Source organism: Actinomycetospora sp. NBC_00405, from assembly GCF_036044095.1.
Lineage (GTDB): Bacteria > Actinomycetota > Actinomycetes > Mycobacteriales > Pseudonocardiaceae > Actinomycetospora > Actinomycetospora callitridis.
Window position 1 is genome coordinate 2,432,774 of sequence record NZ_CP107938.1, and the last position, 22,485, is coordinate 2,455,258.

Below are 22,485 nucleotides of genomic sequence, written 5' to 3' on the forward strand. Positions count from 1 at the left end.
GGAGCTCACGGGGTTCAGGAGCGCGGCTCGTCCGCCGACGGCCCGGACTGGGCCATCCGCTCGGCGCGATCGGCGGCGCGCAGGGCGTCGAGCACCGCGTCGAGGTCGCCGTCGAGCACCCGGTCGAGGTCGTGCGACTTGTAGCCGACGCGGTGGTCGGAGATCCGGTTCTCCGGGTAGTTGTAGGTGCGCACGCGCTCGGAGCGGTCGACGGTGCGGACCTGGCTGCGGCGGTCGGCCGACGCCTGGGCCGCCTCCGCCTCGTCGGCGATCGCCTGCAGACGGCTGCGCAGCACGTCCATGGCGCGCGCCTTGTTCTGCAGCTGCGAGCGCTCGTTCTGGCAGGACACGACCACCCCGGTGGGCAGGTGGGTGATCCGGACCGCAGAGTCGGTGGTGTTGACGCCCTGCCCGCCCTTGCCCGACGACCGGAAGACGTCGACGCGCAGGTCCTTCTCGTCGATCTCGACGTCCGCGGCGGCGTCCACCTCGGGGTAGACGAGCACCCCCGCCGCCGAGGTGTGGATGCGTCCCTGGGACTCGGTGACCGGGACGCGCTGCACCCGGTGCACCCCGCCCTCGTACTTGAACCAGGCCCAGACGCCCTCGGGCTCGTTGCCGGGCGCGGTGACGGCGACCGTGACGTCCTTGTAGCCGCCGAGGTCGGACTCCGTCGCCGACAGCACCTCGACCTTCCAGCCACGGCGCTCGGCGTAGCGGGAGTACATGCGCAGCAGGTCGCCGGCGAACAGCGCCGACTCCTCGCCGCCCTCCCCCGACTTCACCTCGACCACCACGTCGTTCGCGTCCGCCGCGTCGCGGGGCACGAGCTGCTCGGACAGCCGGTCGCGCAGCGTCCCGACCTGCGCCTCGAGCTCGGTGGCCTCGGCGGCGAACGCGGGGTCCTCGCGGGCGAGCTCGCGGGCGTCGGCGAGGTCGGCCTCGGCCCCGCGCAGCTCCTCCACCGTGGCGACCACCGGGGCGAGCGCGGCGTAGCGCCGGCCCAGGGAGCGCGCGAGGGCCTGGTCGGCGTGCACGTCGGGGTCGGCGAGGCGCGCCTCGAGCCCTGCGTGCTCCTCGAGCAGGGCCGTGACGCCGGGCGACCGTGTCATTCCCTGGGTCATCGAGTCCGCCGGTGCCTGCGATGCCATCGCGCGCCTCCTCTCGTGAGTGAACCTGCCCCGTACACGCAGAACGCCCGCCGCCCCGCGCGCGTGGCGCAGGGGCGACGGGCGTCGCGGGAGCTACTTCTTGGCCGGGGTGCGCTTGCCGTAGCGCGCCTCGAAGCGGGCCACACGACCGCCGGTGTCCATGATCCGCTGCTTGCCCGTGTAGAACGGGTGGCAGGCGGCGCAGATCTCGACGGTGATGTTGCCACCGGGCTTCGTGCTGCGGGTGGTGAACGAGTTCCCGCAGCTGCAGAGCACCGAGGTCTCGTGGTAATCGGGGTGGATGCCGCTCTTCACGGTCTGGTCCTCTCGCGTCGTGGTCGCCGGGTCCCCGTTCGTGCTGGGGTGAACCGGTACCTGATGTGCGGGCCATTCTCGCAGGACCGCCCGCTGAGCTGCACAACCACCTGGGGGGTCGCGTTGTTCCCGGCCCGTCACGCCGTCCGGGCGGCCACCACCTGCTCGTCGAGGCCCGCCGCCTCCGCGCCCGCGGCGTCGAGGATCCACACGTACTCGTTCTTGAGCCGGCCCCCGTCGCCGGCGAAGACGCCGGTCCGGAAGGGGTAGACGCCCACCGTGGGCTCGGTGCCCGGCGAGCTCGTGCGGATCGCGTTGTCCAGGTCGCGGTTGGCGCGCCGCATCGCCGCGAGCAGCCGGTGGGCGGCCGCCTCGGGATCGGCCAGCGCGCGGCCGTCGGCGAGCTGGAGGGCCAGGTGCAGGCGCCGGTCGCCGGCGCGGTCCTCGAACGAGACGACCCGGTGGTTCTCGACGGCCTCCACCAGCTCGGCGTCGCCGGCCACGGCGTCGCGGACCCCGTCGGGCGGCACGACCGCGCCGTTGTAGTCCACCGAGTGGTCGCTGCGCCCGTACTGCAGCAGCAGCGGCAGGTCGAGCACCCGCTCGTCGAGCACCCCGGTGAGCCCGGAGCGGCGCAGCACCGGCAGCACGTCGCGCATCCGCAGCACGTGCCCGCGGTCGTGGATGTTGTAGCGGATGCGGGGGTCGACGTTCTGCGGACGGGTGATCGTGACGACCAGCTCGCCCTCGTCGTTCTCCTCGACCAGGTAGGCGTACGGGTTGAACTGGAAGATGTTCGGCAGCACGCCGTACTCGTCCTGCCTGGTCAGGGCCGTGGCGAGGGCCGGGTCGGCGGCGATGGCCCGGCGCAGTGCGATCGTGAACTCGGTCTCGACGGCGATGCTGATCTCGAGGTCGCTGGCCCCGTAGGCGCCGACGACCTTCCGCGCGCGGCGCAGGATGTGGTCGCGCATGCCCTCGCTGATCCCCTCGCCGCCGAAGGCGCAGACCACGTCGTAGGCCGACCAGTCGAGACGGTCGTCCTCGAGCAGGCCCTTGAGGAACGGCGGGTAGCTCGTGATCACGTACGTGTAGCCGGTCCCGAACTCCCGCATGGTGTTGATGATCTTGTCGCGGTCGGGCCCGCAGGACTTGATCGTCGAGACCCGGGTCAGCGCCGCGGTCACGTTCATCCCCGTGGCCCACGCCCCGAGGGAGAAGGCGTTGATGACGAACACCGGGCGGCCCGGAGTGGTGTGGCGCAGGAAGCCGACGCGCAGGACCTCGCGCGACGCCCGCCGCTCCACCGGGCCCCGCACCCAGCTGGTCGGGGTGCCGGTCGAGCCCGAGGACTCGTCGACGACGACCCCGCGGCGCGGGAGCCGCCCGCCCACGCACCGCTCGGGGATGGGGTACCGGGTGATGTAGCTGCTCTTGTCCGTCTCGGGCAGGGCCGAGAGGGAACGCGGGAGGGCGCGGGACGAGACGCCCCGCTCGGCCAGGAAGGCCCGGTAGGCCGGCACCCGGCGGACGGTGCGGGCGACGGTGCGCTGGGCGCGGCGGCGGCCGAGCCACCAGCGCAGCCGCTCGAACCCGGGCGCGAGCAGCAGGGCGTGGGTCGCCGGGAACCGCCCGAGGAGGTCGACGAGCATCTCCTGGCACCACCAGAACAGCCTCATCACGCCACCGCCGTCGTCTCGCGGCCCAGCAGCATCGCGCCGAGCGTGCGTCGCCAGGCCCGCGGCGGCGGCTTCCCGGTGCCGTAGCGGAAGAGCATCCAGGCCATCCGGCCGCCGGACTCGTCGATCCCGGTCCGCTCGACGAACGCGGCGTGCGAGCGCGGGTTGGTGATGACGGTGCCGAAGGGGTGCAGATCGACGCCGTGGCGGGTGAAGGCGAGCCAGAGGCGCAGGAAGCACCGGCCGGCCTCGACGTGGTCGCCCGGGGCCTCGAAGGGGCCGGTCAGCCAGCCCAGCTCGCGGACCCCGCGCATCGTCGACAGGTAGACCCGGCGGAAGAGGCCGCCGACCAGGGGCAGGTCCCACAGCCACCGGTGGCGCATCGCCATCCGGAGCAGGGGGCCGGGCATCAGCATGGTCTCGGCGGAGAGCCCGTCACGGGTGGCGGCCGCCTGCCGCTTCGACGTGCGGATCCAGGTGAGGATCTCCTCGTGGACCGCGTCGTCGCGCAGGTCGTCGAACAGCGTCTCCTGGTTGATCCGGATGAGGTCGTCGACGAGGGCCTGCTCGTCGGTGCACCCGAACCGCTGGCCCATCCCGCCGGCGATCGCCGCGACCTCCTCCAGGACGGCCCGGTCGACGAGACGGCGGTCGTACGGGCGGCGCGAGGTCCGGCGCCTGCGGAACGCCGCCATCTGTTCGCGGGCGGCGTCGGTGACGGGGACGGGCGAGAGCTCCAGGCCGCCGAGCAGGTGCTGGCGCTGCGGGGACGAGAAGTCCATCTCGGCGAGGCGCAGGGTCTCGCGGACCGCCCAGCCGTGCGCCGCCGCCACCGTCGCGAGGGACTCGAGGAACACCCCGGCGCAGACGTGCGCGAACGGGATGCCGAAGTTCTCGGCGGGCAGGCCGCGGTCGAGGTCGTAGAAGAACTCCGCCCGGCGGTCGTCGTGCACCCGCACGGTGATCGGCTGGGAGTTGTGCGGCGAGGGGTAGCGGCGCGCCTCGTCGAGGATCGCCGTCCAGGGACCGGGGAGGGCGGGGAGGCCGGCGCCGGGCTGCTCTGTCATGCGTGGAGCCTCGCCGCCGACCCGCCCCGGGTCTCCGGTGGAACTACTCAACCCTCGCCGCGAGCCGTTCGAGCGACGCCGCCAACCGGTCGGACGTCGTCGCGCGCGCCCGGGCGAAGCGGCCCTCGTCGGTGAGCTGCGTCCAGTCGTAGGTGTGGGTGACCGCGGTGCGGCCCGGGCCGAGGGGCTCGAGCTTCCACCGCCACCGGTGGCCGGCCGGCGGCGAGCCCTGGTCCGACGGCTGCCACGCCAGGACCCGGCCCTCCTCGAACTCCACCACGTGGTTGTCGCGGAGGCCGCCGTTGGTCAGCCGCATGGTGAAGACGTCGCCGACGGCCCGCACGCGCTGCCCCGGCTGGGCCTCGGCGAGGTTCTCGTTGCCGTCCCACTCCGGCTGGCGCGCCGGGTCGGCGATGAACTCGAAGATCACCTCGGCCCCCGCGTCGATCTCGCGGCGGGCGCTCACCACCTGGTCCTCGTCCATGGTGGCCATCATCGCGCGACGGGGCCCGGACGGAGCGAACGGCACCGTCGCTTCATGCGACGACGTGGACGTGCCGTTCGCTCCACGAGCGGGGTCGACCGGCTACTCGTCGTCCTTGCCGGGCGTCGTCTTGGCGACCTGCATGAGGAACTCGATGTTCGTCCGCGACTTGCGCAGGCGGTCGAGGACCAGCTCGATGGCCTGCTGCGAGTCCAGCGCGGCCAGGACGCGCCGCAGCCGGTGCGTCACCGCCATCTCGTCCGGCGAGAGCAGCAGCTCCTCCTTGCGCGTGCCCGACGGGTCGGGGTCGATCGCGGGGAAGATGCGCTTGTCGGCGAGCTTGCGGTCGAGCTTGAGCTCGGCATTGCCGGTGCCCTTGAACTCCTCGAAGATCACCGTGTCCATCGTCGACCCGGTCTCGACCAGGGCCGTCGCGAAGATGGTCAGCGATCCGCCGTCCTCGATGTTGCGCGCCGCGCCCAGGAACCGCTTGGGCGGGTAGAGCGCCGTCGAGTCGACGCCACCGGACAGGATGCGCCCGGACGCCGGGGCCGCCAGGTTGTAGGCGCGGCCGAGGCGGGTGATGGAGTCCAGCAGGACCACGACGTCGTGACCCATCTCGACCAGGCGCTTCGCCCGCTCGATGGCCAGCTCCGAGAGCGAGGTGTGGTCCGACGGCGGCCGGTCGAAGGTCGAGGCGATGACCTCGCCCTTCACCGAGCGCTGCATGTCGGTGACCTCCTCCGGCCGCTCGTCGACGAGCACGACCATGAGGTGGACCTCGGGGTTGTTCGTGGTGATCGCGTTGGCGATCGCCTGCAGCACCATCGTCTTGCCGGCCTTCGGCGGCGAGACGATCAGCGCGCGCTGGCCCTTGCCGACGGGCATGACCAGGTCGATCACGCGCGTGGTCAGCAGGTGCGACTCGGTCTCGAGGCGCAGCCGCTCGTTGGGGTAGAGCGGGGTGAGCTTGGTGAACTCGGGGCGCTTGCGCGCCGCCTCCGGGTCGAGCCCGTTGATCGAGTCGATGCGGACCAGCGGGTTGAACTTCTGCCGGTTCTGCTCGCCCTCGCGCTGCTGGCGGACCTGGCCGGTGACGGCGTCACCGCGGCGCAGGCCGTGCTTGCGCACCAGCGACATCGAGACGTAGACGTCGTTCGGCCCCGAGGCGTAGCCCGAGGTGCGGACGAACGCGTAGTTGTCGAGCACGTCGAGGATGCCGGCGACCGGGATGAGGACGTCGTCGTCGCGGACCTCGGGCTCGCCCCCGCCGCCGCCCTGGCCGCGGTCGTTGCGCTCCGGGCGCTCCCCGCGGTCGTTGCGGTTGCGGCGACGGTCGCGGAAGCGACGGCCGCGGCGACGGCCACCGCCGTCCTCGTCATCGTCGTCGTCGTCACGCTGGTTCGTCTGCTGCTGGCCGCCGCCCTGCTGGCCGCCGCCCTGCTGGTTGCCGCCGCCCTGCTGGCCGCCCTGCTGGTTGCCGCCGCCCTGCTGGCCGCCCTGCTGGTTGCCGCCGCCCTGCTGCTGGCCGCGGCCGCCGCCCTGCTGGCCGTTCTGGTCGGGCCGGCCGCCCTGCTGGCGGTCGCGCTCGCGCTGACGACGGGACTGGCCGCCGCCCTGCTCGCCGCCCTGCTGTCCGCCCTGCCCGTCGCCGTCGGTGTCGGGGGTGGTCTGCTCGGTGGAGGTCGCTGCCGCGGCCTCGACGTCCGAGGACTCGGTGGGGGTCTCCTTGGGGGCCTCGGCAGCCGCGGCGGGAGCGCTGCCCGAGTCGGCGTCGCCGACGCCCGGGCCCGCCTCGCGGCGTGCGCCGCGACGGCCGCGCCGGGAGGAGCCGGAGCTCTCCGAGGAGCCGGACGTGCCGGTCGAGGACGGCGCCTCGGCGGCCGCGGCCGCGGCGGCCTCGGCGCCGGGCACCGCGTCGGAGGCGGCGGTCACCGCGGAGGCGTCGGATGCCTCAGAGGCTTCGGTCGCAGCAGGCGCGGAGGCCGCGGGCGCGTCGCCGCTGCTCGCCGGCGCCTCGTCGCCGGCCGGCGGGGGGCCGGAGGCGGCGGTGGCGCGGCGGCGGGTGCCGCGGCGGCGCGTGGGAGCGCTCTCGGCCGCCGGCTCGTCGGCCGGGGCCGGGCTCTCGGCGGGGGTCTCGGCGGGAGCGCTCGAGCCGTTCGATCCCTCGGAGGCGTCCTCGGCGAGGGGGAGCTGGTCCCCGCTGCCGGACTGCCGCCGCTTGATCTCGGAGATGAGGTCGTTTCGTCGCATCCCGGTGGTGTCGGAGACGCCGAGCGAGGTCGCGAGCTCGCGCAGTTCGGCCAGCACCATGCCGGAGACACCTCCTCGACGGCGCCGCTCGGGCGCGGAGGCCGAGGATCCCTCGGCGTCGGTGGAGATGACGTCGGTTTCGGTCACGCAGGTCCTTCCTGACCGGCCCGGGGACCACCCTGACCAGCGGATGTGTCCGTCCCGCACGGGGCGGGACGTCTCGCGGGTCCGGGCCGGTCCGGCGGTCCGATGAGGATCCTCGGCCCCGGGCGGGAGGACCCGCGGAGTTGTCGTACAGCGATCATGAGTGTCCGGCCGCCAGGCATCCCGGCGACTGAAGGAGAGATTGGCCCCGAACGATGACGGAACCAGGGCACCGACGCGCCACACGCGTGGTCGCTGTGACCCTGAGGGTAGACCCCGTCGTGGGCACCGGCAACAACCACCCCCTGCGTGGCGGTGTCGGGCGGCGACGCCCGGTCAGCCCGTCTCGACCCGCGCGCCCTCGGTGTCCACCGCGAGCGTGCGGACGGCGAAGCCGGTGGTGTCGAGGTCCTCGGGCAGCCGTCCGTCGAGGGTCAGCGCGAGCACGGTCGGCCCCGCCCCGGAGACGACCGCGGGGATGCCGGCCGCCCGCAGGTGGTCGACCGCCGCCGCGGTCTCGGGGTACGCCGGACGCCGGTAGGGCTGGTGCAGCCGGTCCTCGGTGGCCGCGAGCAGCAGCTCGGGCTCGCTGGTCAGGGCGTGGACGATCAGGGCCGACCGGGCCGCCGTGAACGCCGCGTCCGCGTGCGGGACACGGTCGGGCAACAGCCCGCGCGTGGCCTCGGTGGAGCTCGAGCGGTCCGCGACCAGCGCCACCGGTCGCAGCGCCGGGTGCGGCGTCAGGTGGGCGGCGTGCCACGAGCCCTCGTGGCCCCAGCTCACGACGAGCCCGCCGTAGAGGCAGGCCGCGACGTTGTCGGCGTGGCCGTCGAACCCGGCGGCGAGGTCGAGCACCTCCGCGTCGTCCAGCGGGTGGGTCTCGGCGAGCAGTGCGCGCGCCGCCACGATCCCCGCGACGGCCGCGGCAGCCGACGAACCGAGGCCCCGGCTGTGCGGGATCGCGTTGCGACATCGCAGGTGCAGCGAGGCGCGCGGCGCGCCGGCCCGGTCGAAGGTGGCGTGCGCGGCCCGCAGCACGAGGTGCCGGCCGTCGCGGGGCACCCGGCCCGCGCCCTCGCCCTCGACGTCGACGCGGCAGGACGGGGCGTCGACGACGCCCAGCTCGACCTCGTCCCACAGGCCCAGGGCCAGCCCGAGCGTGTCGAAGCCGGGACCGAGGTTGGCCGACGTGGCCGGCACCCGGACGCGCGCGGTGGCGCGGGCCGGCACCGCCGGCTCCTGCGCGACCTGCGCCCCGGCGCTCAGCGCAGGCCCAGGGCGTCGGCCACCGCGTCCACGTGCGGGGGGAGCACGACGGGCTCGACGGCGTCCGCGAGCGCGGTGGCGGGGTCCTTGAGCCCGTGCCCGGTCACCGTCGCGACGATCAGCTGGCCCGTGTCGAGGCGCCCGGCCCGCGACTTCGCGAGCAGCCCCGCCACCGACGCGGCCGAGGCCGGCTCGACGAACACGCCCTCGCGGGCCGCCAGCAGGCGGTAGGCCTCGAGGATGGCGTCGTCGTCCACCGCGGTGATCTCGCCCGCCGACTCGTCGCGCGCCGCGATCGCCCCGTCCCAGGACGCGGGCGAGCCGATGCGGATGGCGGTGGCCAGGGTCTCCGGGTCGGTCACGGGCGCGCCGTGCACGAGCGGGGCGGCGCCCGCGGCCTGCACGCCGAACATGCGCGGGGTGCCGGCCACGACGCCGTCGCCGGCGTACTCGGTGTAGCCGCGCCAGTAGGCCGTGATGTTGCCGGCGTTGCCGACGGGCAGCGCGTGGATGTCCGGCGCGCGGCCCATCTGGTCGCAGATCTCGAACGCCGCGGTCTTCTGCCCCTCGATGCGCGCCGGGTTCACCGAGTTGACCAGCGCGATCGGGTACTGCTCGGCGGCCCGGCGGGCGAGCTCCAGGCAGGCGTCGAAGTTGCCCTCGAGCTGCAGGATCCGAGCACCGTGCACCGTCGCCTGGGCGAGCTTGCCGAGCGCGATCTTGCCCTGGGGCACGAGGACGGCGCAGGTCAGGCCGGCGCGCGTCGCGTAGGCGGCCGCCGACGCCGAGGTGTTGCCCGTCGACGCGCAGATCACGGCCTTCGCGCCGCCCGCGAGGGCCTCGGTCATGGCCACGGTCATGCCGCGGTCCTTGAACGAGCCCGTGGGGTTCGCGCCCTCGATCTTGAGGTGCACCTCGCACCCGGTCAGCTCGGAGAGGTGCGGCGCGGGCAGCAGCGGTGTCCCGCCCTCGCGCAGCGTCACGACCTCCCAGCCGTCCTGGACCCGGGGCATGCGGTCGCGGTAGGCGGGGATGATCCCGGGCCACTCGACACGGGCGCCGAGCGCCACCGCCGGCCCCCCCGCGAAGGCCCCACCGACCACTCCGGTCACGACGCACCTCCCAGCTCGGTCACGGGACGACCCAATCCCTCGACGCGCAGGACGCCGGCGACGCCGCGCACGGCGTCGAGGCCGGTGAGCGCCTCGACGGTGCTCGCGAGGGCCGCGTCCGTCGCCGAGTGGGTCACGATCACCAGTGTGGCGTCCCGGGTGTTCGGGACGCCATCATCCGCGTCACCCCCGTTCTGGCCCCGGCCCTCCTGGCGCACGGTCGCGATGCTCACGTCGTGGTCGGCGAACACGCCCGCGACCTGGGCCAGGACGCCCGCGCGGTCGGTGACGTCGAGCGCGACGTGGTAGCGGGTGCGGGTCTCGCCCATGGTCAGCACGGGCAGGTGGGCGTGGGCGGAGTCGCGCGGCCCCCGCCCGCCGATGACGCGGTTGCGCGCCGCCGCGACGAGGTCGCCCAGGACGGCGCTCGCGGTCTCCGGACCGCCGGCGCCCTGTCCGTAGAACATCAGCTGCCCCGCGGCGGCGGCCTCGATGAACACCGCGTTGTAGGCCCCGGACACCGAGGCCAGCGGGTGCGACCTCGGGATCATCGCCGGGTGCACGCGGGCCGTCACGTAGGACTTCCCGTCGCTGCGCTCGCCCCGGCCACCGTCGACCTGCTCGCAGATCGCGAGGAGCTTCACCGTGCAGCCCAGCGCCTTCGCCGCGGCGATGTCGGCGGCGGAGACGTCGCGGATGCCCTCGCGGTAGACGTCGTCGGCGGTCACCCGGGTGTGGAAGGCGAGGCTGGCGAGGATCGCGGCCTTGGACGCCGCGTCGTAGCCGTCGACGTCGGCGGTCGGGTCGGCCTCGGCGTAGCCCAGCCGGCCGGCCTCCTCGAGCGCCTCGGTGTAGTTCGCGCCGGAGGTCGCCATCGCCGAGAGGATGAAGTTGGTGGTGCCGTTGACGATGCCGGCGATCCGCCGGATGCGGTCGCCGGCCAGCGACTGCTGGATGGGACGCAGCAGCGGGATCGCGCCCGCGACGGAGGCCTCGTAGTAGAGGTCGGCGCCGGACTCGTCCGCGGCCGCCGCGAGCGCCGCGCCGTCCTCGGCCAGCAGCGCCTTGTTCGCCGACACCACCGACTTGCCGTTCTTCAGCGCCGTGAGCAGCAGCCCCCGCACGGGCTCGATGCCGCCGACCAGCTCGACCACGATGTCGACGTCGTCGCGGGCGACCAGCCCGGCCGCGTCGGTGGTCAGCAGGTCCGCGGGCACGTCGGCGTGCCGCTGGGGTCGCCGGACCGCGATGCCCACGAGGTGCACCGGCGCCCCGACACGGGCGGCCAGCTCGTCGGCCTGCTCGGTGAGCAGGCGGACCACCTGTGACCCGACGACGCCACAGCCCAGGAGTGCGACGTTGATCGCTCGCCCCTCGTTGCCGACCATTCATCCCACCTCCAGTCGCGCCAGGTCGTCGAGGGTCTCGCGCCGCAGCAGCGTGCGCGACGTGCCGTCCGCCACCGCGACGACGGCCGGCCGCGGCACCTTGTTGTACGCGCTCGACATCGCGTAGCAGTAGGCGCCGGTCGCGGCGACCGCCACGAGGTCGCCGGGCGCGACGTCCGCAGGCAGCCAGCAGTCGCGCACCACGACGTCGCCGGACTCGCAGTGCTTGCCGACCACCCGCGAGCGCACCGGCGGCGCCCCGGTCGCGTGCCGGGAGACCAGCCGGCAGTCGTAGTGGGCGTCGTAGAGCGCGGTGCGGATGTTGTCGCTCATCCCGCCGTCGACGCTGACGTAGCGGCGCCGCGCTCCCCCGCCGAGCTCGACGTCCTTGACGGTGCCGACCTCGTAGAGCGTCACGGTGCCCGGCCCGGCGATCGCGCGGCCGGGCTCGACCGCGATCCGCGGGGGCACGAGGTCCACCCGGGCGGACTCGCGCTCGACGATCGCCCGCAGCTCCCCGGCCAGCCACGCGGGCGAGCGGGGTTTGTCGCCGACCGTGTACGCGATGCCCATGCCGCCGCCGAGGTCGACGGTGGTCAGCGCGTCGGCGACGGCCTCGCCGTGCTCGTCGCGCATCTCGGCGAGCAGCCCGATCACCCGGCGGGCGGCGAGCTCGAAGCCGTCGGCGTCGAAGATCTGCGAGCCGATGTGGCTGTGGAGCCCGACGAGGTGCAGCCCCGGCGACTTCAGCACCCGGCGCACGGCCTCGGCGGCGTCGCCCGCGGCCAGCGAGAACCCGAACTTCTGGTCCTCGTGCGCGGTGGCGATGAACTCGTGGGTGTGCGCCTCGACGCCGACCGTCACCCGCACCATGACCTGGGCGCGGACGTCGCGGTCGCGGGCGATCTCGTCGAGGCGGCCGATCTCGACGTAGGAGTCGAGCACGATCGCGCCGACCCCGGCGTCCAGCGCGACGGTGAGCTCATGACGGCTCTTGTTGTTGCCGTGCACCGTGATCCGCTCGGGCGGGAAGCCCGCGCGCAGCGCGGTGAGCAGCTCGCCCTCGGTGCAGACGTCGAGCCCGAGGCCCTCGTCGGCCACCCAGCGCGCGATCTCGGTGGTGAGGAACGCCTTGCTCGCGTAGTGCACGAGCGCGGGGTCGCCGTAGGCGTCGGCGTGCTCGGCGCACCGGGACCGGAAGTCGGCCTCGTCGACGACGAACAGCGGGGTGCCGTGCTCGCGGGCGAGGGTGGTGACGTCGACGCCGGCGAGGCGGACGGCGCCGTCGGCGTCGCGGGCGGCGTTGCGGGGCCACACGGCGGCCGGCAGGGCGTCGAGGGCGGCCTCGGGCGGCGGGCCACCGGCGTCCTCGTGCTGCGGGATCACGTCGGCGTGGCGGGGCCCGGCAGGGTGGGCGCGGGTCATCGTGGGTTCAACCAGACCTGGTGGGTGGACGGGTGGTGGGTCACATGCGCTCGGGCGCGCTCACACCGAGCAGGCCGAGGCCGTTGGCGAGCACCTGGCGCGCGGCGGAGCAGAGCGCGAGGCGGGCGGTGTGGATCGCGTACGGCTCCTCGTCGCCCTGCGGCAGGACGCGGCAGGTGTCGTAGAACCGGTGGTAGGCGCCGGCCAGCTCCTCGAGGTAGCGCGCGACGCGGTGCGGCTCCCGCAGGGCCGCGGCCGACGACAGCACGCGCGGGAACTCCCCCAGCGTGCGGATGAGGTCGCCCTCGCGGGGGTGGGTCAGCAGCGCGAGGTCCGGGCTCTGCGCGGAGACGCCCAGGTCGGCGGCGTTGCGGGCCAGCGACGCGAGCCGGGCGTGGGCGTACTGCACGTAGAACACGGGGTTCTCGTTCGTGCGGCTCGAGATCAGGTCGAGGTCGATCTCGAGCACCTGGTCGACCGACGAGCGCGCCAGCGTGTAGCGCGCCGCGTCCACGCCGACGGCGTCGACGAGGTCCTCCAGCGTGATGATCGTGCCGGCGCGCTTGGACATCTTCACCGGCTGGCCGTCGCGCACGAGGCTGACGAGCTGCCCGATCAGCACCTCGACGCGCGCCGGGTCGTCGCCGAACGCCGCGGCCACGGCCTTGAGGCGGTGGATGTAGCCGTGGTGGTCGGCGCCCAGCATGTAGATCGCGAGGTCGGCACCGCGGGCGCGCTTGTCGCGGTAGTAGGCGATGTCGCCCGCGATGTAGGCCGGACGCCCGTCGCTCTTGATGACGACGCGGTCCTTGTCGTCGCCGTGGTCCGAGGAGCGCAGCCACCACGCGCCGTCGGCGAAGTACAGGGCGTCGTCGTCCTTGAGCTGCTGCACCGACCGCTCGACCGCACCCGAGCTGTGCAGCGCCTGCTCGGAGGACCAGACGTCGAAGTGCGTGCCGAACGACTCCAGGCTCGCCCGCATCTCCTCGAGCATCGCCTCGACGCCGAGACGCTTGAACGCGGCGAGCTTCTCGTCCTCGGGCTGGTCGAGCAGGCCGTCGGAGGCCTTCAGCACCTTCTGCGCGACCTCGGCGACGTAGGCCCCGCCGTAGCCGTTCTCCGGCACCGGGCGTCCCTCGGCCGCCGCGAGCAGCGACTCGGCGAACCGGTCGATCTGCGCACCCGCGTCGTTGACGTAGTACTCGCGGGTGACCGCAGCGCCCTGCGACGCGAGGACCCGGCCCAGCGCGTCGCCGACCGCGGCCCAGCGCGTGCCCCCGAGGTGGATGGGGCCGGTGGGGTTCGCCGAGACGAACTCGAGGTTGATCGCCTGCCCGGTCAGCGCGTCGGTGTGGCCGTAGGCCTCGCCCGCGGTGAGCACCGCGTCGACGATCCCGGCCTGGGCGTCGGCGGCGAGGCGCAGGTTGAGGAAGCCCGGGCCCGCGACCTCGGCGGTGGCGATCGCGTCGGTGTCCTCGAGGCGCGTCGCCAGCCAGCCCGCCAGCTCGGCGGGCGCCACCCCGGCCTTCTTCGCCGAGCGCAGCGCGAGGTTGGTGGCGTAGTCGCCGTGCTCGGGGTTGCGCGGGCGCTCGACCGTGACCGTGTCCGGCAGCACCGCCGTGTCGAGGCCGCGCTCGGTGAGCACGTCCACGGCGACGGCGTGCAGCAGGTCGGCCAGGGCAGCGGGGGTCACCCCGCTGATTCTAGGGACCGGGGCGCGGCTGACCTCCGGGCCCGGGCCGGGCACGCGTCACACGCTGCGGTGATGGCCGCGTGAAGCGCGAGCGGTGATCACCGCGGGTGCGCACCCGTCCCTCGAGCGTCACCGCGTGCTCCGTAGACTCGGTGCCATGGCGAGTGGTGGATCCGGTCGTCGATCCGGGTCGGCCGGGTCGGGAACGCCGTCCTCGGGGCGGTCGTCCTCGGGCGGGCAGCGCAGACAGAACGGCCAGGGCGGCGCCAGGGGCGGCGCGAAGAACGGCCAGCGCCCGGGCGCGAAGCGGGGACCCAACCCCGTCACCCGCGGCAAGCGCCCCGCCGCCGGGACCCGCCGCCAGGTGCCGTGGCTGCTGATCGGCGCGATCACGGTCGTCGTGCTGCTCGCCGTCGGCGTCATCGGCTTCGCGCTGATGCGCGAGGGCGAGGTCAGCGCCTGGCGCCCGGGCGACGACAACCGCGACCCGTCGCTCGCGATCCCGGGCATCGTCACCGGCCAGTACGCGGGCCAGCAGCACGTCACCGCCCAGCAGCGCGTGGCCTACGACCGCTCGCCCCCGTTCGGCGGCCCGCACGACGCCTACTGGGCGGCCTGCACCGGCGTGGTCTACCCGACCCCGGTGCGCACCGAGAACATGGTCCACTCCCTCGAGCACGGCGCGGTGTGGATCGCCTACGACCCGGAACGCGTGCAGGGGCCGGGGGTGCAGGCGCTGGCCGGCCGGGTGCAGGGCCAGGACTACACGATGATGTCGCCGTACCCCGGCCTCGACCGGCCGATCGCGCTGCAGTCGTGGGGTCACGAGCTCAAGGTCGACGACCCCAACGACCCGCGGATCGACCAGTTCATCCAGTCGCTGCGCCAGAACCAGTACCAGTACCCCGAGGTCGGGGCGAGCTGCGACGCCCTCGGTCCGGGCTACTTCGACCCGGACAACCCGCCCCCGTTCGCCCCCTCGCCCCCGCCACCGGACGCGGTGACGATGGACGGTCGCGGCGCGGCCGCGGGCAACGGCGGATGAGCGCCACCCCCACCGACATGACCGACACCCCGGTGAGCGACACCGACCGCACCGACCCGCCGCCGCCCCCGGTCGACGGCGACGGTGCGGACGACGGCGGCTCCGGCGGCGGCTGGTGGTCGGCGAGCCCGACCTGGGCCAAGGCGTTCGTCGCCGGCGGCCTCGCGCTGGTGCTGGTGCTCGCCGGCGTCATCGGCGGCATCGCCCTGGGGCGCTCCACCGCGACGACCTACGGGCCGGCCGAGGGCTCGGTCGACGTCGGCTTCCTGCAGGACATGCTCGTGCACCACAGCCAGGCGGTGGAGATGGCCGTGTGGGCGCGGAACAACACCGCCGACCCCGCGGTGCGCCAGATCGCCTTCGACATCGAGTCGACCCAGACCTCCCAGGTCGGGCGCATGGAGGGCTGGCTGACCCTGTGGGGTGAGCCGCTGACCCCGCCGTCCGGGCAGTTCATGGGCTGGATGGGCATGCCGACGGCGACGATGCCGGGCATGGCGTCGCCCGAGGACCTCGCGCGGTTGCGCGCCTCCACCGGGCCCGCGCTCGACGTCGTGTTCCTCCAGCTCATGCTGCGCCACCACCAGGGCGGGCTGCCGATGATGCAGGCGGCCGCCGACGAGGCCTCGGTGCCGGCGGTCCGGGCGCTCGCGCAGAGCATGGCGACGTCCCAGACCTCCGAGGCGGCGGTGATGACGCAGATGCTCGCCGAGCGCGGCGCCGCTCCCCTGCCTGCCCCGGCGGACATGCACGCCGGCATGCACACGATGCCCAACTGACCTAGCTGAGCACCGTCCCAGTGCTTCTACGGGTCCAGGCGGGCGCGGACCTCGGCCTCGGCGGTCGCGAGCCGCGTGGCCCCGACCTCGTCGCGCATCACGTCCAGCCGCTCCCCCGCCTCGGGACGGCTCCACTCCCGCGCGAAGGCCCCGGACAGGATGTCGTCGTGCATCACGCGCCGGAAGCGGTCGGCCAGCTCGCCGCCCTCGTCGAGCCCCGACAGCGACCGCAGCTGCCCGTACTGCGACGTCCGCGAGTGCAGCCCGAGCTGGCCGAACAGCCCCTCGCGGGCCATGTGCGCGAACACCTCGGCCGGCTCGGCGGACAGGTAGAGCTCGTTGAGCACGGCCTCCTCGGTGAAGCCCGCCTCCACGGCGACCCGGTGGGCGGTGCGCACCACATCGAGGATCGCGGGCCAGATCGCCTGCTCGCTGAACAGGTCCAGCGCCGCCTCCTCGCGGGCGCTCGAGACGATCGCGCCGCCGAGCGTGCCCCCGATGGCGCGGGCGATCGCCATCGTCGTCTCCCACGCGCGGCCGCTCGCGTCGCGCTCGACGGAGACGAAGCAGGGGAACCCGTGCCGGTCGACGTAGCGGTCGCGCACCGCCGCGCCGATCATGCGCGGCGCGACCATGACGACGTCGACGCCGTCGGGCACCTCGAGCAGGCCGAAGTGCCAGTTGTAGCCGCTGGCGAGGACGAGGGTGTCGCCCGCGCGCAGGCCGGGCGCGACCTCGGTGCGCACGAGCTCGGGCTGCTCCTCGTCGGGGACCAGCAGCAGCGCGATGTCGGCGGCGGCCGCCGCGTCGGCGATGGGGCGAAGGTCGAAGCCCTCCTCCGCGGCCGACGTCGCGTACTCGTCGTCCCGGTTGCCGACGAGCGGGGCGAACCCCGAGTCGCGCAGGTTCGCCGCCTGCGCCGCGCCCTGGTTGCCGAAACCGATCACCGCGATCGTGCGTCCGGACAGGGCGGCGAGGTCTCCCGCATCGATGCGACGGTCCCGATGGATCTCTGCGTGTGCCATCACCCGAGCGTCGGTCCTCGGCGGCCCGTGCGCTAGGCTCGCGATCGGTCCGCCCCCGTAGCTCAGGGGATAGAGCACCGCCCTCCGGAGGCGGTGGCGCAGGTTCGAATCCTGCCGGGGGCACCATGTGGTGTCTCAGGACATCCCGGACGCCCGGACCCACGTTGTGTGGGTTCGGGCGTTTGTTCTTTCGGGCTCGGTGGGTGTCGTGGCTGGTAGTCGCGGTCAAGGTTGATGTCGAGTTCGCGCAGGAGTTCGCCGGTGGCGGCGTGGACGACGCGCTCGTGGTGGTCGTGGGCGAGCAGCAGGACGTGGGTTCCGGCGTGCGTGCGACCGACACCGATGTGGCAAGTGGCTCCTACCGTCCGTGGCATGCCACCTCGGAAGCGGAGGCAGCGGGGCCACATCGGGCAGCTGCCGCGCGGCGCGTACCACGTCCGCGTCTACGCCGGTACCGACGCCCTGACCGGCCGTCCGCGCGGGTACGCCGCCCTCGAGATCGATGAGGAATTCGAGCGTCAGTGGCGCGGCCTTTGATGCGCCGCGTTCGGCGTCGATGGCGCGAGAAGCGTCCTTTCGCACGGGCCCTCCCGCGCCTACCCTGAGCGCATGGTCCGGCGCCCTCGCGAGGGCGCCAGGCGCTGGCCCCACGTCGCCCAGGACCCCGGCGAAGCATCGAGCCAGGTGTACACCGTCGAACGTGGAGCCTCACCCTGCCAATGGGAAGGCGGCGATTCGTGACCATCACCGGCATCATCAGCGCGATTGTCATCGGTCTGGTGATCGGCGTGCTCGCACGGGCCATTCTCCCAGGCAAGCAACGAATCCCCATCTGGATGACCATCGTCGCCGGAATCGTCGCCGCCCTGATCGGCACCTTCCTCGCTCGTGCCCTCGGAATCGCTACCGTGACGGGAGGAATCGACTGGCTCGAGTTGCTGGTGCAGCTCGTGGTGGCTCTCGTGGTCGTCGCTGCGGTCGCCGGGGTCGCGGGACGACGCGGGGTCCGGCGGTGACCGCGCAGCCGCCGTGATCGTCGGCGCGGGACCCTCAGGACGGTGCGGAACCAGTGCGGCAGGCGGCCACCGCGGCCTCGAGTCGGGCCTGCTGGCGCTGCACCTCGTCGAGCACGCCCTGCAGCGTGCGCGGGTCGAAGTCCCGCAGCGCGACCACGGCCCGGTCGAGCTGGGCACTGATCGCGGCTCCCGCGTCCGCCGCGGCGGGACAGGGGACACCCGGCGCGGGCATCGGTGTCAGCGGCGGCGGCGGCGCGGGAACAGGGACAGCGGTCGGGAGCACGACGGCTCGCGCCGACCACCCGGCGCCGGCTCCGATCACCAGCGCGAGCAGCACCGGCAGGATCCGCGACCGTCGCCGCGCACGGCCCGGCGCGCTCTCGCCCGTGCCTGACACCGGATCCTCGTCGCGGGCACCGTCCCCGACGCGACGCGGATGGTCGCCCGGGTCCACGCTCGCCTGGTCCTCGGCCACGTCGACCGAGGGTGGCAGGCCGCGACCCGGGAAGGAACCGTCGCCGCTGGACCCGATGAGGCCGAGGTGGCAGCGTCGAGCACCGTGGGCGCCGCATCCGACACGGCCACGCCCGGGATGCCGGACGGGGCGGCGCCGCCGAAGCCTCCGCAGCGCGCCCTCCCGGTGCGTGCCGCGGCCGCGCTCCTCACCCGTGCCTGGTGGGCCGTGCTCATCGTCGCCGGCATCGGTGTCTGGGCGGCGATGACCCTGCTCCCGCCGCTCGCCACCGCGGGCGGTGGACTGTCGGAGATCCTCGGCGAGGACACGCCCGCCGTGCAGGCACAGGTCCGGGCGTTCGAGATCTTCGGCCTGCCGCTGCTGACCCGGACGGCGGTGGTGCAGCACGACCCGAGGGGTCTCGACCCCTATGCGCAGGCCCGGGCGACGTTGCGTGCGGCGGAGGTCGACGAGGCGGCCTACCGCGGCCGTCCGACACCACCGCTTCTCCTCGCCGTGCCGGTCTTCGACGGCGTGCCGCGTGGACTGCCCGAGGGACTCGCGCCGGGGTCGGCTACCGGCGCCCTGACCCGAGATGCCCTGACCTCCGATGCGCTGACGTCGGCCGGTCCGACGACCACGATCGTGACCTACCTGTTCACCGACCCCCGCGCCCCCACCTGGCTGCAGGAGCGCGTCGCCGACGACTACGCCTCCCGCATCGACCGGCCCGGCGATCACCTCGCCGGGGTGGGCGGCACGATCCCGCTCCAGGCCGAGCAGGGCCGACTCGTGGCCGAGCACCTGACCGCCGTCGAGGTCAGCTCGGTGATCGCGGTCGCTCTCGTCGTCGCCCTCGCCTTCCGCTCGGCCCTCGCCCCCGTGATCACGTTGATCGCCGCCGGGACGTCCTACCTGGTCGCCGACCGTCTCATCGGAGCGGTCGCCGAGATCGCCGGCATCAGTGCCCCCGGTCAGCTCGAACCGGTGCTGGTGGCCCTCGCACTCGGCCTCAGCACCGACTACGCGGTCCTCTTCCTCTCTGGGATGGCACGCCGCCTGCGTGCCGGGCAGGACGGCCGCGCCGCCGCCCGGGGAGCCGTCGAGGACTACCTCACGATCGTGGTCGTCGCCGGACTCACCGTCGCTGCCGGGGTGGCCGCACTCAGCGTCGCCCGCACGGAGCTCTTCCAGGCCTTCGGCCCGGGCCTGGCCCTGACGGTGCTGGCCTCGCTCGTGGTGTCGGTCCTGGTCGTTCCGCCGCTCATGACGATGTGCGGGCGGGCGGTGCTGTGGCCGCGGCGACCCGGCCTACCGGCCGGAGAGCACGCCGAGCAGTTCGAGCCCGACCCGGGTCGGAGCCGATTCATCCGGCTCATCACCACGCGGAAGGGTGCGGCCCCGGCGGCAGCGGTGGTCGGACTGGCCGTGCTTGCCGTGTGCGCCCTGCCACTGGCCTCGATGCGCGAGTCGGTGTCACCCACGGACTCGCTGCCCGCGGGCAACCCGGTCCGCGTGGCGTGGGAGAGCGCGGCGACGGGTTTCGCCCCCGGCGTGCTCTCCCCCACCGAGATCCTCCTGACCGGGCCCGGGATCACCGCCCGCCGAGACTCCCTCGCCCGCCTTCAACAGGAGCTGGAGGACCGACCCGGCGTGGCCGGGGTGCTCGGCCCCACCCAGGGCCGGCTCCCGAGTTCCGTCCCCGACCGTTATGCGCTGTTCCTCGGGCCCGAGGGCGACGCCGCACGCTTCCTCCTCGTGCTCGACGCCGACCCGCTGGGCGCTCGGGCGGTCGAGACCCTGCGGACACTGCAGCGCGACATCCCGGCGCTGCTTGCCGTGGCGGGCCTGGACGGAGTGTCCACGGCCTACGCCGGCGACACGGCCCTCGGCCTCGGGCTGGTCGACAGCGCCCGCGCCGACCTCATCCGGGTGGCCGTGGTCGTCGCCGCCGTCGAGCTGCTGCTCCTCGTGCTGTTCCTGCGCAGCCTCGTCGCCCCGCTCTACCTGCTCGGCTGCAGCCTGCTCGTCGTCGCCTCCGCGCTCGGACTGACATCGCTGGTCTTCGGGGAGCTGGGCCAGGAGGGACTGATCTTCTTCGTCCCCTTCGCCGTCGGTGCCCTACTCGCCTCCTTGGGCTCGGACTACAACGTCTTCGGGGTGGGCGACGTCTGGCAGGCCGCCCGCACCCGCCCGCTCGGCCAGGCGCTCGCCGTCGCGGTCCCCCGCTCCACGCGGGCCATCGGCACCGCCGGCGTCACCCTCGCGGCAAGCTTCGGCCTCGTGGCCCTCGTACCGCTCGCCCCCTTCCAGGAGCTCGCCTTCGCGATGGCCGTCGGGGTGCTCCTGGACACCTTCCTGGTACGAGCCTTCCTGGTGCCCGCGCTCATATGGTGGGTGGGCCCGGCCAGCGCCTGGCCGAGCCAGCGCCTCCGCGCGCCGTCGTCGTCCACGTGACGGAGCGTCGAAATCTCGCCGCCCGCTAGCTCACCCGGGCGGAGCGGGCGTCGTCGAGGCGGATGAGCAGGTCGGCGGGCAGGGTGGGCAGGTCGAGGGCCTGGCGCAGGCGTGGGATCGCCTGGGTGTCGATGCGGCGGCGCAGTGCGGTGATGTCGGCGGCGTCCTCGGTGCCGATCACCAGGTGCAGCACCGGGCGGGCCGCGGTGCCGGACAGACGCGCCGACGCGCGGTGCACACCCTGGTAGGTCTCGACCTCGTCGACGAGCGGATCGACGGCGGCCTGCGCGTCGAGCCGGGTGGCGCCGGTGGCGGGGTCGTTCTCGAGCCGCCACGTCCCCGAGGAGGGCTTGCGGATGATCTGGGCGATCAACCACCGCACGCAGAGCAGCCCGATCACGACGGCGACGACGATCGCGACGTAGGCGACCCAGGTCGGCGGGGACAGCGAGGCCGCCGTGAGCGGTGCGCCGCGGCCGGGGCTGGTCAGCCCGAGGCCAGCGAGGACCCCGAATCCGAGCAGCAGCGTGAACGCCGCCGCGGCGAGCAGCACGATCGCCACCACCAGCAGCAGAGTGCGGTTGAGCCGGGCGGGCCGGTTGGGACTGGCCATCACGACGTCCTGTCTGGAATGTGGTTCACGGGGTCGGCTCCTCAGCCGGTGCGCGCGCGACGGGCCTTGACACGGACCTTCGGGCGAGGGGCGGGACCGACCTCGCTCAGGCGGTACAGCAGGCGTCCGCGGACGGCGTCCGGAACGGTGGTGGGGTCGGCGGCAGCAACGGTGATGGTGACGGTGACCCGGCCGCGGCGGGCACTGACGACGGCCGTCGCGACGCCGGGGACCGCTGCGGCGGTGCTGGTGAGGTCGGTCGCCAGGCTGTTCCGGCGCACGCCGGCGTCGGCGCCCGGAGCGCCGTCGGCGTCGGTCATCCGCACCAGGGGCACCACCGTGGGCTTGCCGGGACGGATCGCGGCCAGCAGCAGCACCAGCCCGAGCACGGCGAGCACGATCGCGACGGCGATCGTGGCGGCACTGTTCCAGCGGAGTCCGGAGCTCACCGCGAGCAGCTGAGACAGGCTGATCAGCGGGGTCTGCCCGAGCAGGGCCTGCACGCAGCAGAGGACCACGAGCACGCAGACGGCGAGCACGACCAGCGCGACGATCGTGGCCGGGGTGCTGCGGCGGGGGCGGCGGATCACGCGACCACCCGCTTCCCGCTCGTCCTCGTGGCCGTCAGGGCGGCGACGGTGATGTCGACCCGGGTCACGGTGAGCGCGGTCAGCGCCTGAACCCGGTCGCGGACATGGGCCCGGACGGCTTCGGTCGTGGCGCGGACCGAGGCCGGGTAGGCCACGGCGAGGCGGACCTCGAGCGTGGTGACCTGGCCGGAGACCTTCGCCGAGACCCGCGGGCGACCGTCGCCGTCCTCGCGGCCGGTCGCGACGCCCAGCACACGCCGTGCGGCGCCCCCGACGTGCTCGACCTGTGCGGCTGCGGCGGTGGCGACCTTCTCCACCACGACGTCGTCGATGGTCAGTGATCCGCGCTCGGCGGCATCGCCGGTGGTGCTGTCGCCGTGGCCCTCGGGGGCGGCGTGGCGTCCGGCGGAGGGCGACCGGGGGTCGACGGTCGTGGTGACCAGGCGCATCTGGCCGGTCGGGGTCTCATCGGCCCGCGGGTGCCCGCCCGGCTCAGGCCCCGCGCTGGTGTCTGGGGTGCCCATCTCCG

At 74.2% G+C, this 22,485-nt stretch carries 21 protein-coding genes and 1 tRNA gene; 6 read left to right on the plus strand and 16 right to left on the minus strand.

All coding sequences use genetic code 11. The features are described 5' to 3' along the window. Positions 1–14: 14 nt before the first annotated feature. From prfA to argS, 11 genes are all read right to left on the minus strand, one after another. Positions 15–1,124 carry a peptide chain release factor 1 gene (gene prfA, locus OG774_RS11975; protein ID WP_328310926.1) on the minus strand — a complete coding sequence of 370 codons (1,110 nt, stop codon included), beginning with the start codon at positions 1,122–1,124 and terminating at the stop codon, positions 15–17. Positions 1,125–1,244: 120 nt separating this feature from the next. Beyond that, entirely contained in the window at positions 1,245–1,466 is a 222-nt protein-coding gene (rpmE, locus tag OG774_RS11980) for a 50S ribosomal protein L31 (RefSeq protein WP_328309674.1), read from the minus strand. Positions 1,467–1,603: 137 nt separating this feature from the next. Next, the gene (locus OG774_RS11985; RefSeq protein WP_328309676.1) at positions 1,604–3,145 is read right to left on the minus strand and encodes a phenylacetate--CoA ligase family protein; all 1,542 of its coding nucleotides are present in this window, start codon (positions 3,143–3,145) and stop codon (positions 1,604–1,606) included. Continuing rightward, positions 3,145–4,212 carry a hypothetical protein gene (locus OG774_RS11990; RefSeq protein WP_328309678.1) on the minus strand — a complete coding sequence of 356 codons (1,068 nt, stop codon included), beginning with the start codon at positions 4,210–4,212 and terminating at the stop codon, positions 3,145–3,147. Before OG774_RS11990 ends, OG774_RS11985 begins: the two co-directional genes overlap by 1 nt. A 43-nt stretch (positions 4,213–4,255) precedes the next feature. After that, positions 4,256–4,696, minus strand: coding sequence for an SRPBCC family protein (locus tag OG774_RS11995; protein ID WP_328309680.1), 441 nt, complete (start codon positions 4,694–4,696; stop codon positions 4,256–4,258). 102 nt (positions 4,697–4,798) lie between these two features. Further along, a complete protein-coding gene (rho, locus tag OG774_RS12000) occupies positions 4,799–7,009 on the minus strand; it encodes a transcription termination factor Rho (RefSeq protein WP_328310928.1) in 2,211 nt (736 codons plus the stop codon). Positions 7,010–7,429: 420 nt separating this feature from the next. Beyond that, positions 7,430–8,323, minus strand: a complete 894-nt coding sequence (gene thrB / locus OG774_RS12005) for a homoserine kinase (protein WP_328309682.1) — start codon at positions 8,321–8,323, stop codon at positions 7,430–7,432. 32 nt (positions 8,324–8,355) lie between these two features. Then, positions 8,356–9,372 carry a threonine synthase gene (gene thrC, locus OG774_RS12010; protein ID WP_328310930.1) on the minus strand — a complete coding sequence of 339 codons (1,017 nt, stop codon included), beginning with the start codon at positions 9,370–9,372 and terminating at the stop codon, positions 8,356–8,358. 95 nt (positions 9,373–9,467) lie between these two features. After that, positions 9,468–10,859 carry a homoserine dehydrogenase gene (locus OG774_RS12015; RefSeq protein WP_328309684.1) on the minus strand — a complete coding sequence of 464 codons (1,392 nt, stop codon included), beginning with the start codon at positions 10,857–10,859 and terminating at the stop codon, positions 9,468–9,470. Then, positions 10,860–12,284: a diaminopimelate decarboxylase gene (gene lysA, locus OG774_RS12020; protein ID WP_328309686.1), complete on the minus strand. Its 1,425-nt coding sequence runs from the start codon at positions 12,282–12,284 to the stop codon at positions 10,860–10,862. A gap of 40 nt (positions 12,285–12,324) precedes the next feature. Then, positions 12,325–13,977, minus strand: a complete 1,653-nt coding sequence (argS, locus tag OG774_RS12025) for an arginine--tRNA ligase (protein WP_328309688.1) — start codon at positions 13,975–13,977, stop codon at positions 12,325–12,327. 157 nt (positions 13,978–14,134) lie between these two features. On the opposite strand from argS, the gene OG774_RS12030 reads away from it, so the two are divergent. Both OG774_RS12030 and OG774_RS12035 read left to right on the plus strand, forming a co-directional pair. Then, on the plus strand, positions 14,135–15,022 hold the full coding sequence (locus OG774_RS12030; protein WP_328309691.1) for a DUF3105 domain-containing protein: 888 nt from the start codon (positions 14,135–14,137) through the stop codon (positions 15,020–15,022). Continuing rightward, positions 15,019–15,801, plus strand: coding sequence for a DUF305 domain-containing protein (locus OG774_RS12035; protein WP_328309692.1), 783 nt, complete (start codon positions 15,019–15,021; stop codon positions 15,799–15,801). The genes OG774_RS12030 and OG774_RS12035 overlap by 4 nt, the downstream gene beginning before the upstream one ends. Positions 15,802–15,827: 26 nt before the next feature. Here the strand turns inward: OG774_RS12035 and OG774_RS12040 are convergent, their stop codons facing one another. Next, on the minus strand, positions 15,828–16,826 hold the full coding sequence (locus OG774_RS12040) for an NAD(P)-binding domain-containing protein (protein ID WP_328309693.1): 999 nt from the start codon (positions 16,824–16,826) through the stop codon (positions 15,828–15,830). A gap of 51 nt (positions 16,827–16,877) precedes the next feature. Between OG774_RS12040 and OG774_RS12045 the strand changes: the two genes are divergently transcribed. The 3 genes from OG774_RS12045 to OG774_RS12055 all read left to right on the plus strand — a co-directional run bounded on the left by OG774_RS12045 (position 16,878) and on the right by OG774_RS12055 (position 17,842). Continuing rightward, positions 16,878–16,952, plus strand: a tRNA-Arg gene (locus OG774_RS12045). A 246-nt stretch (positions 16,953–17,198) separates the two neighbouring features. Beyond that, positions 17,199–17,363 (plus strand): hypothetical protein, encoded by a 165-nt coding sequence (locus tag OG774_RS12050; RefSeq protein WP_328309694.1) that lies wholly within the window; start codon positions 17,199–17,201, stop codon positions 17,361–17,363. 200 nt (positions 17,364–17,563) lie between these two features. Next, positions 17,564–17,842, plus strand: coding sequence for a GlsB/YeaQ/YmgE family stress response membrane protein (locus OG774_RS12055; protein WP_328309695.1), 279 nt, complete (start codon positions 17,564–17,566; stop codon positions 17,840–17,842). Between the two features lie 34 nt (positions 17,843–17,876). Here OG774_RS12055 and OG774_RS12060 read toward each other — a convergent pair whose 3' ends face one another. After that, on the minus strand, positions 17,877–18,317 hold the full coding sequence (locus OG774_RS12060) for a hypothetical protein (RefSeq protein WP_328309697.1): 441 nt from the start codon (positions 18,315–18,317) through the stop codon (positions 17,877–17,879). Between the two features lie 84 nt (positions 18,318–18,401). Between OG774_RS12060 and OG774_RS12065 the strand changes: the two genes are divergently transcribed. Further along, entirely contained in the window at positions 18,402–20,753 is a 2,352-nt protein-coding gene (locus tag OG774_RS12065) for an MMPL family transporter (protein WP_328309699.1), read from the plus strand. Positions 20,754–20,778: 25 nt separating this feature from the next. Here the strand turns inward: OG774_RS12065 and OG774_RS12070 are convergent, their stop codons facing one another. The 3 genes from OG774_RS12070 to OG774_RS12080 are packed head-to-tail and all read right to left on the minus strand — an operon-like array spanning position 20,779 to position 22,480. Further along, positions 20,779–21,366 (minus strand): alkaline shock response membrane anchor protein AmaP, encoded by a 588-nt coding sequence (locus OG774_RS12070; protein WP_328309701.1) that lies wholly within the window; start codon positions 21,364–21,366, stop codon positions 20,779–20,781. Between the two features lie 41 nt (positions 21,367–21,407). Beyond that, a complete protein-coding gene (locus tag OG774_RS12075) occupies positions 21,408–21,956 on the minus strand; it encodes a DUF6286 domain-containing protein (protein WP_328309703.1) in 549 nt (182 codons plus the stop codon). Next, entirely contained in the window at positions 21,953–22,480 is a 528-nt protein-coding gene (locus OG774_RS12080; protein WP_328309705.1) for an Asp23/Gls24 family envelope stress response protein, read from the minus strand. Before OG774_RS12080 ends, OG774_RS12075 begins: the two co-directional genes overlap by 4 nt. Between the last annotated feature and the right edge of the window lie 5 nt (positions 22,481–22,485).

Excerpts from the sequence above, each read along its gene's own strand:
- prfA (WP_328310926.1), bottom strand. The coding sequence starts at position 1,124 with ATGACCCAGGGAATGACACGGTCGCCCGGCGTCACGGCCCTGCTCGAG.
- thrC (WP_328310930.1), bottom strand. The coding sequence starts at position 9,372 with ATGCCCCGGGTCCAGGACGGCTGGGAGGTCGTGACGCTGCGCGAGGGC.
- OG774_RS12040 (WP_328309693.1), bottom strand. The coding sequence starts at position 16,826 with ATGGCACACGCAGAGATCCATCGGGACCGTCGCATCGATGCGGGAGAC.
- OG774_RS12080 (WP_328309705.1), bottom strand. The coding sequence starts at position 22,480 with ATGGGCACCCCAGACACCAGCGCGGGGCCTGAGCCGGGCGGGCACCCG.
- OG774_RS12015 (WP_328309684.1), bottom strand. The coding sequence starts at position 10,859 with ATGGTCGGCAACGAGGGGCGAGCGATCAACGTCGCACTCCTGGGCTGT.
- OG774_RS11985 (WP_328309676.1), bottom strand. The coding sequence starts at position 3,145 with ATGAGGCTGTTCTGGTGGTGCCAGGAGATGCTCGTCGACCTCCTCGGG.
- OG774_RS12050 (WP_328309694.1), top strand. The coding sequence starts at position 17,199 with ATGCCACCTCGGAAGCGGAGGCAGCGGGGCCACATCGGGCAGCTGCCG.
- lysA (WP_328309686.1), bottom strand. The coding sequence starts at position 12,284 with ATGACCCGCGCCCACCCTGCCGGGCCCCGCCACGCCGACGTGATCCCG.
- OG774_RS12035 (WP_328309692.1), top strand. The coding sequence starts at position 15,019 with ATGAGCGCCACCCCCACCGACATGACCGACACCCCGGTGAGCGACACC.
- OG774_RS12070 (WP_328309701.1), bottom strand. The coding sequence starts at position 21,366 with ATGGCCAGTCCCAACCGGCCCGCCCGGCTCAACCGCACTCTGCTGCTG.
- OG774_RS11995 (WP_328309680.1), bottom strand. The coding sequence starts at position 4,696 with ATGGACGAGGACCAGGTGGTGAGCGCCCGCCGCGAGATCGACGCGGGG.
- rho (WP_328310928.1), bottom strand. The coding sequence starts at position 7,009 with ATGGTGCTGGCCGAACTGCGCGAGCTCGCGACCTCGCTCGGCGTCTCC.
- OG774_RS12030 (WP_328309691.1), top strand. The coding sequence starts at position 14,135 with ATGGCGAGTGGTGGATCCGGTCGTCGATCCGGGTCGGCCGGGTCGGGA.
- OG774_RS11990 (WP_328309678.1), bottom strand. The coding sequence starts at position 4,212 with ATGACAGAGCAGCCCGGCGCCGGCCTCCCCGCCCTCCCCGGTCCCTGG.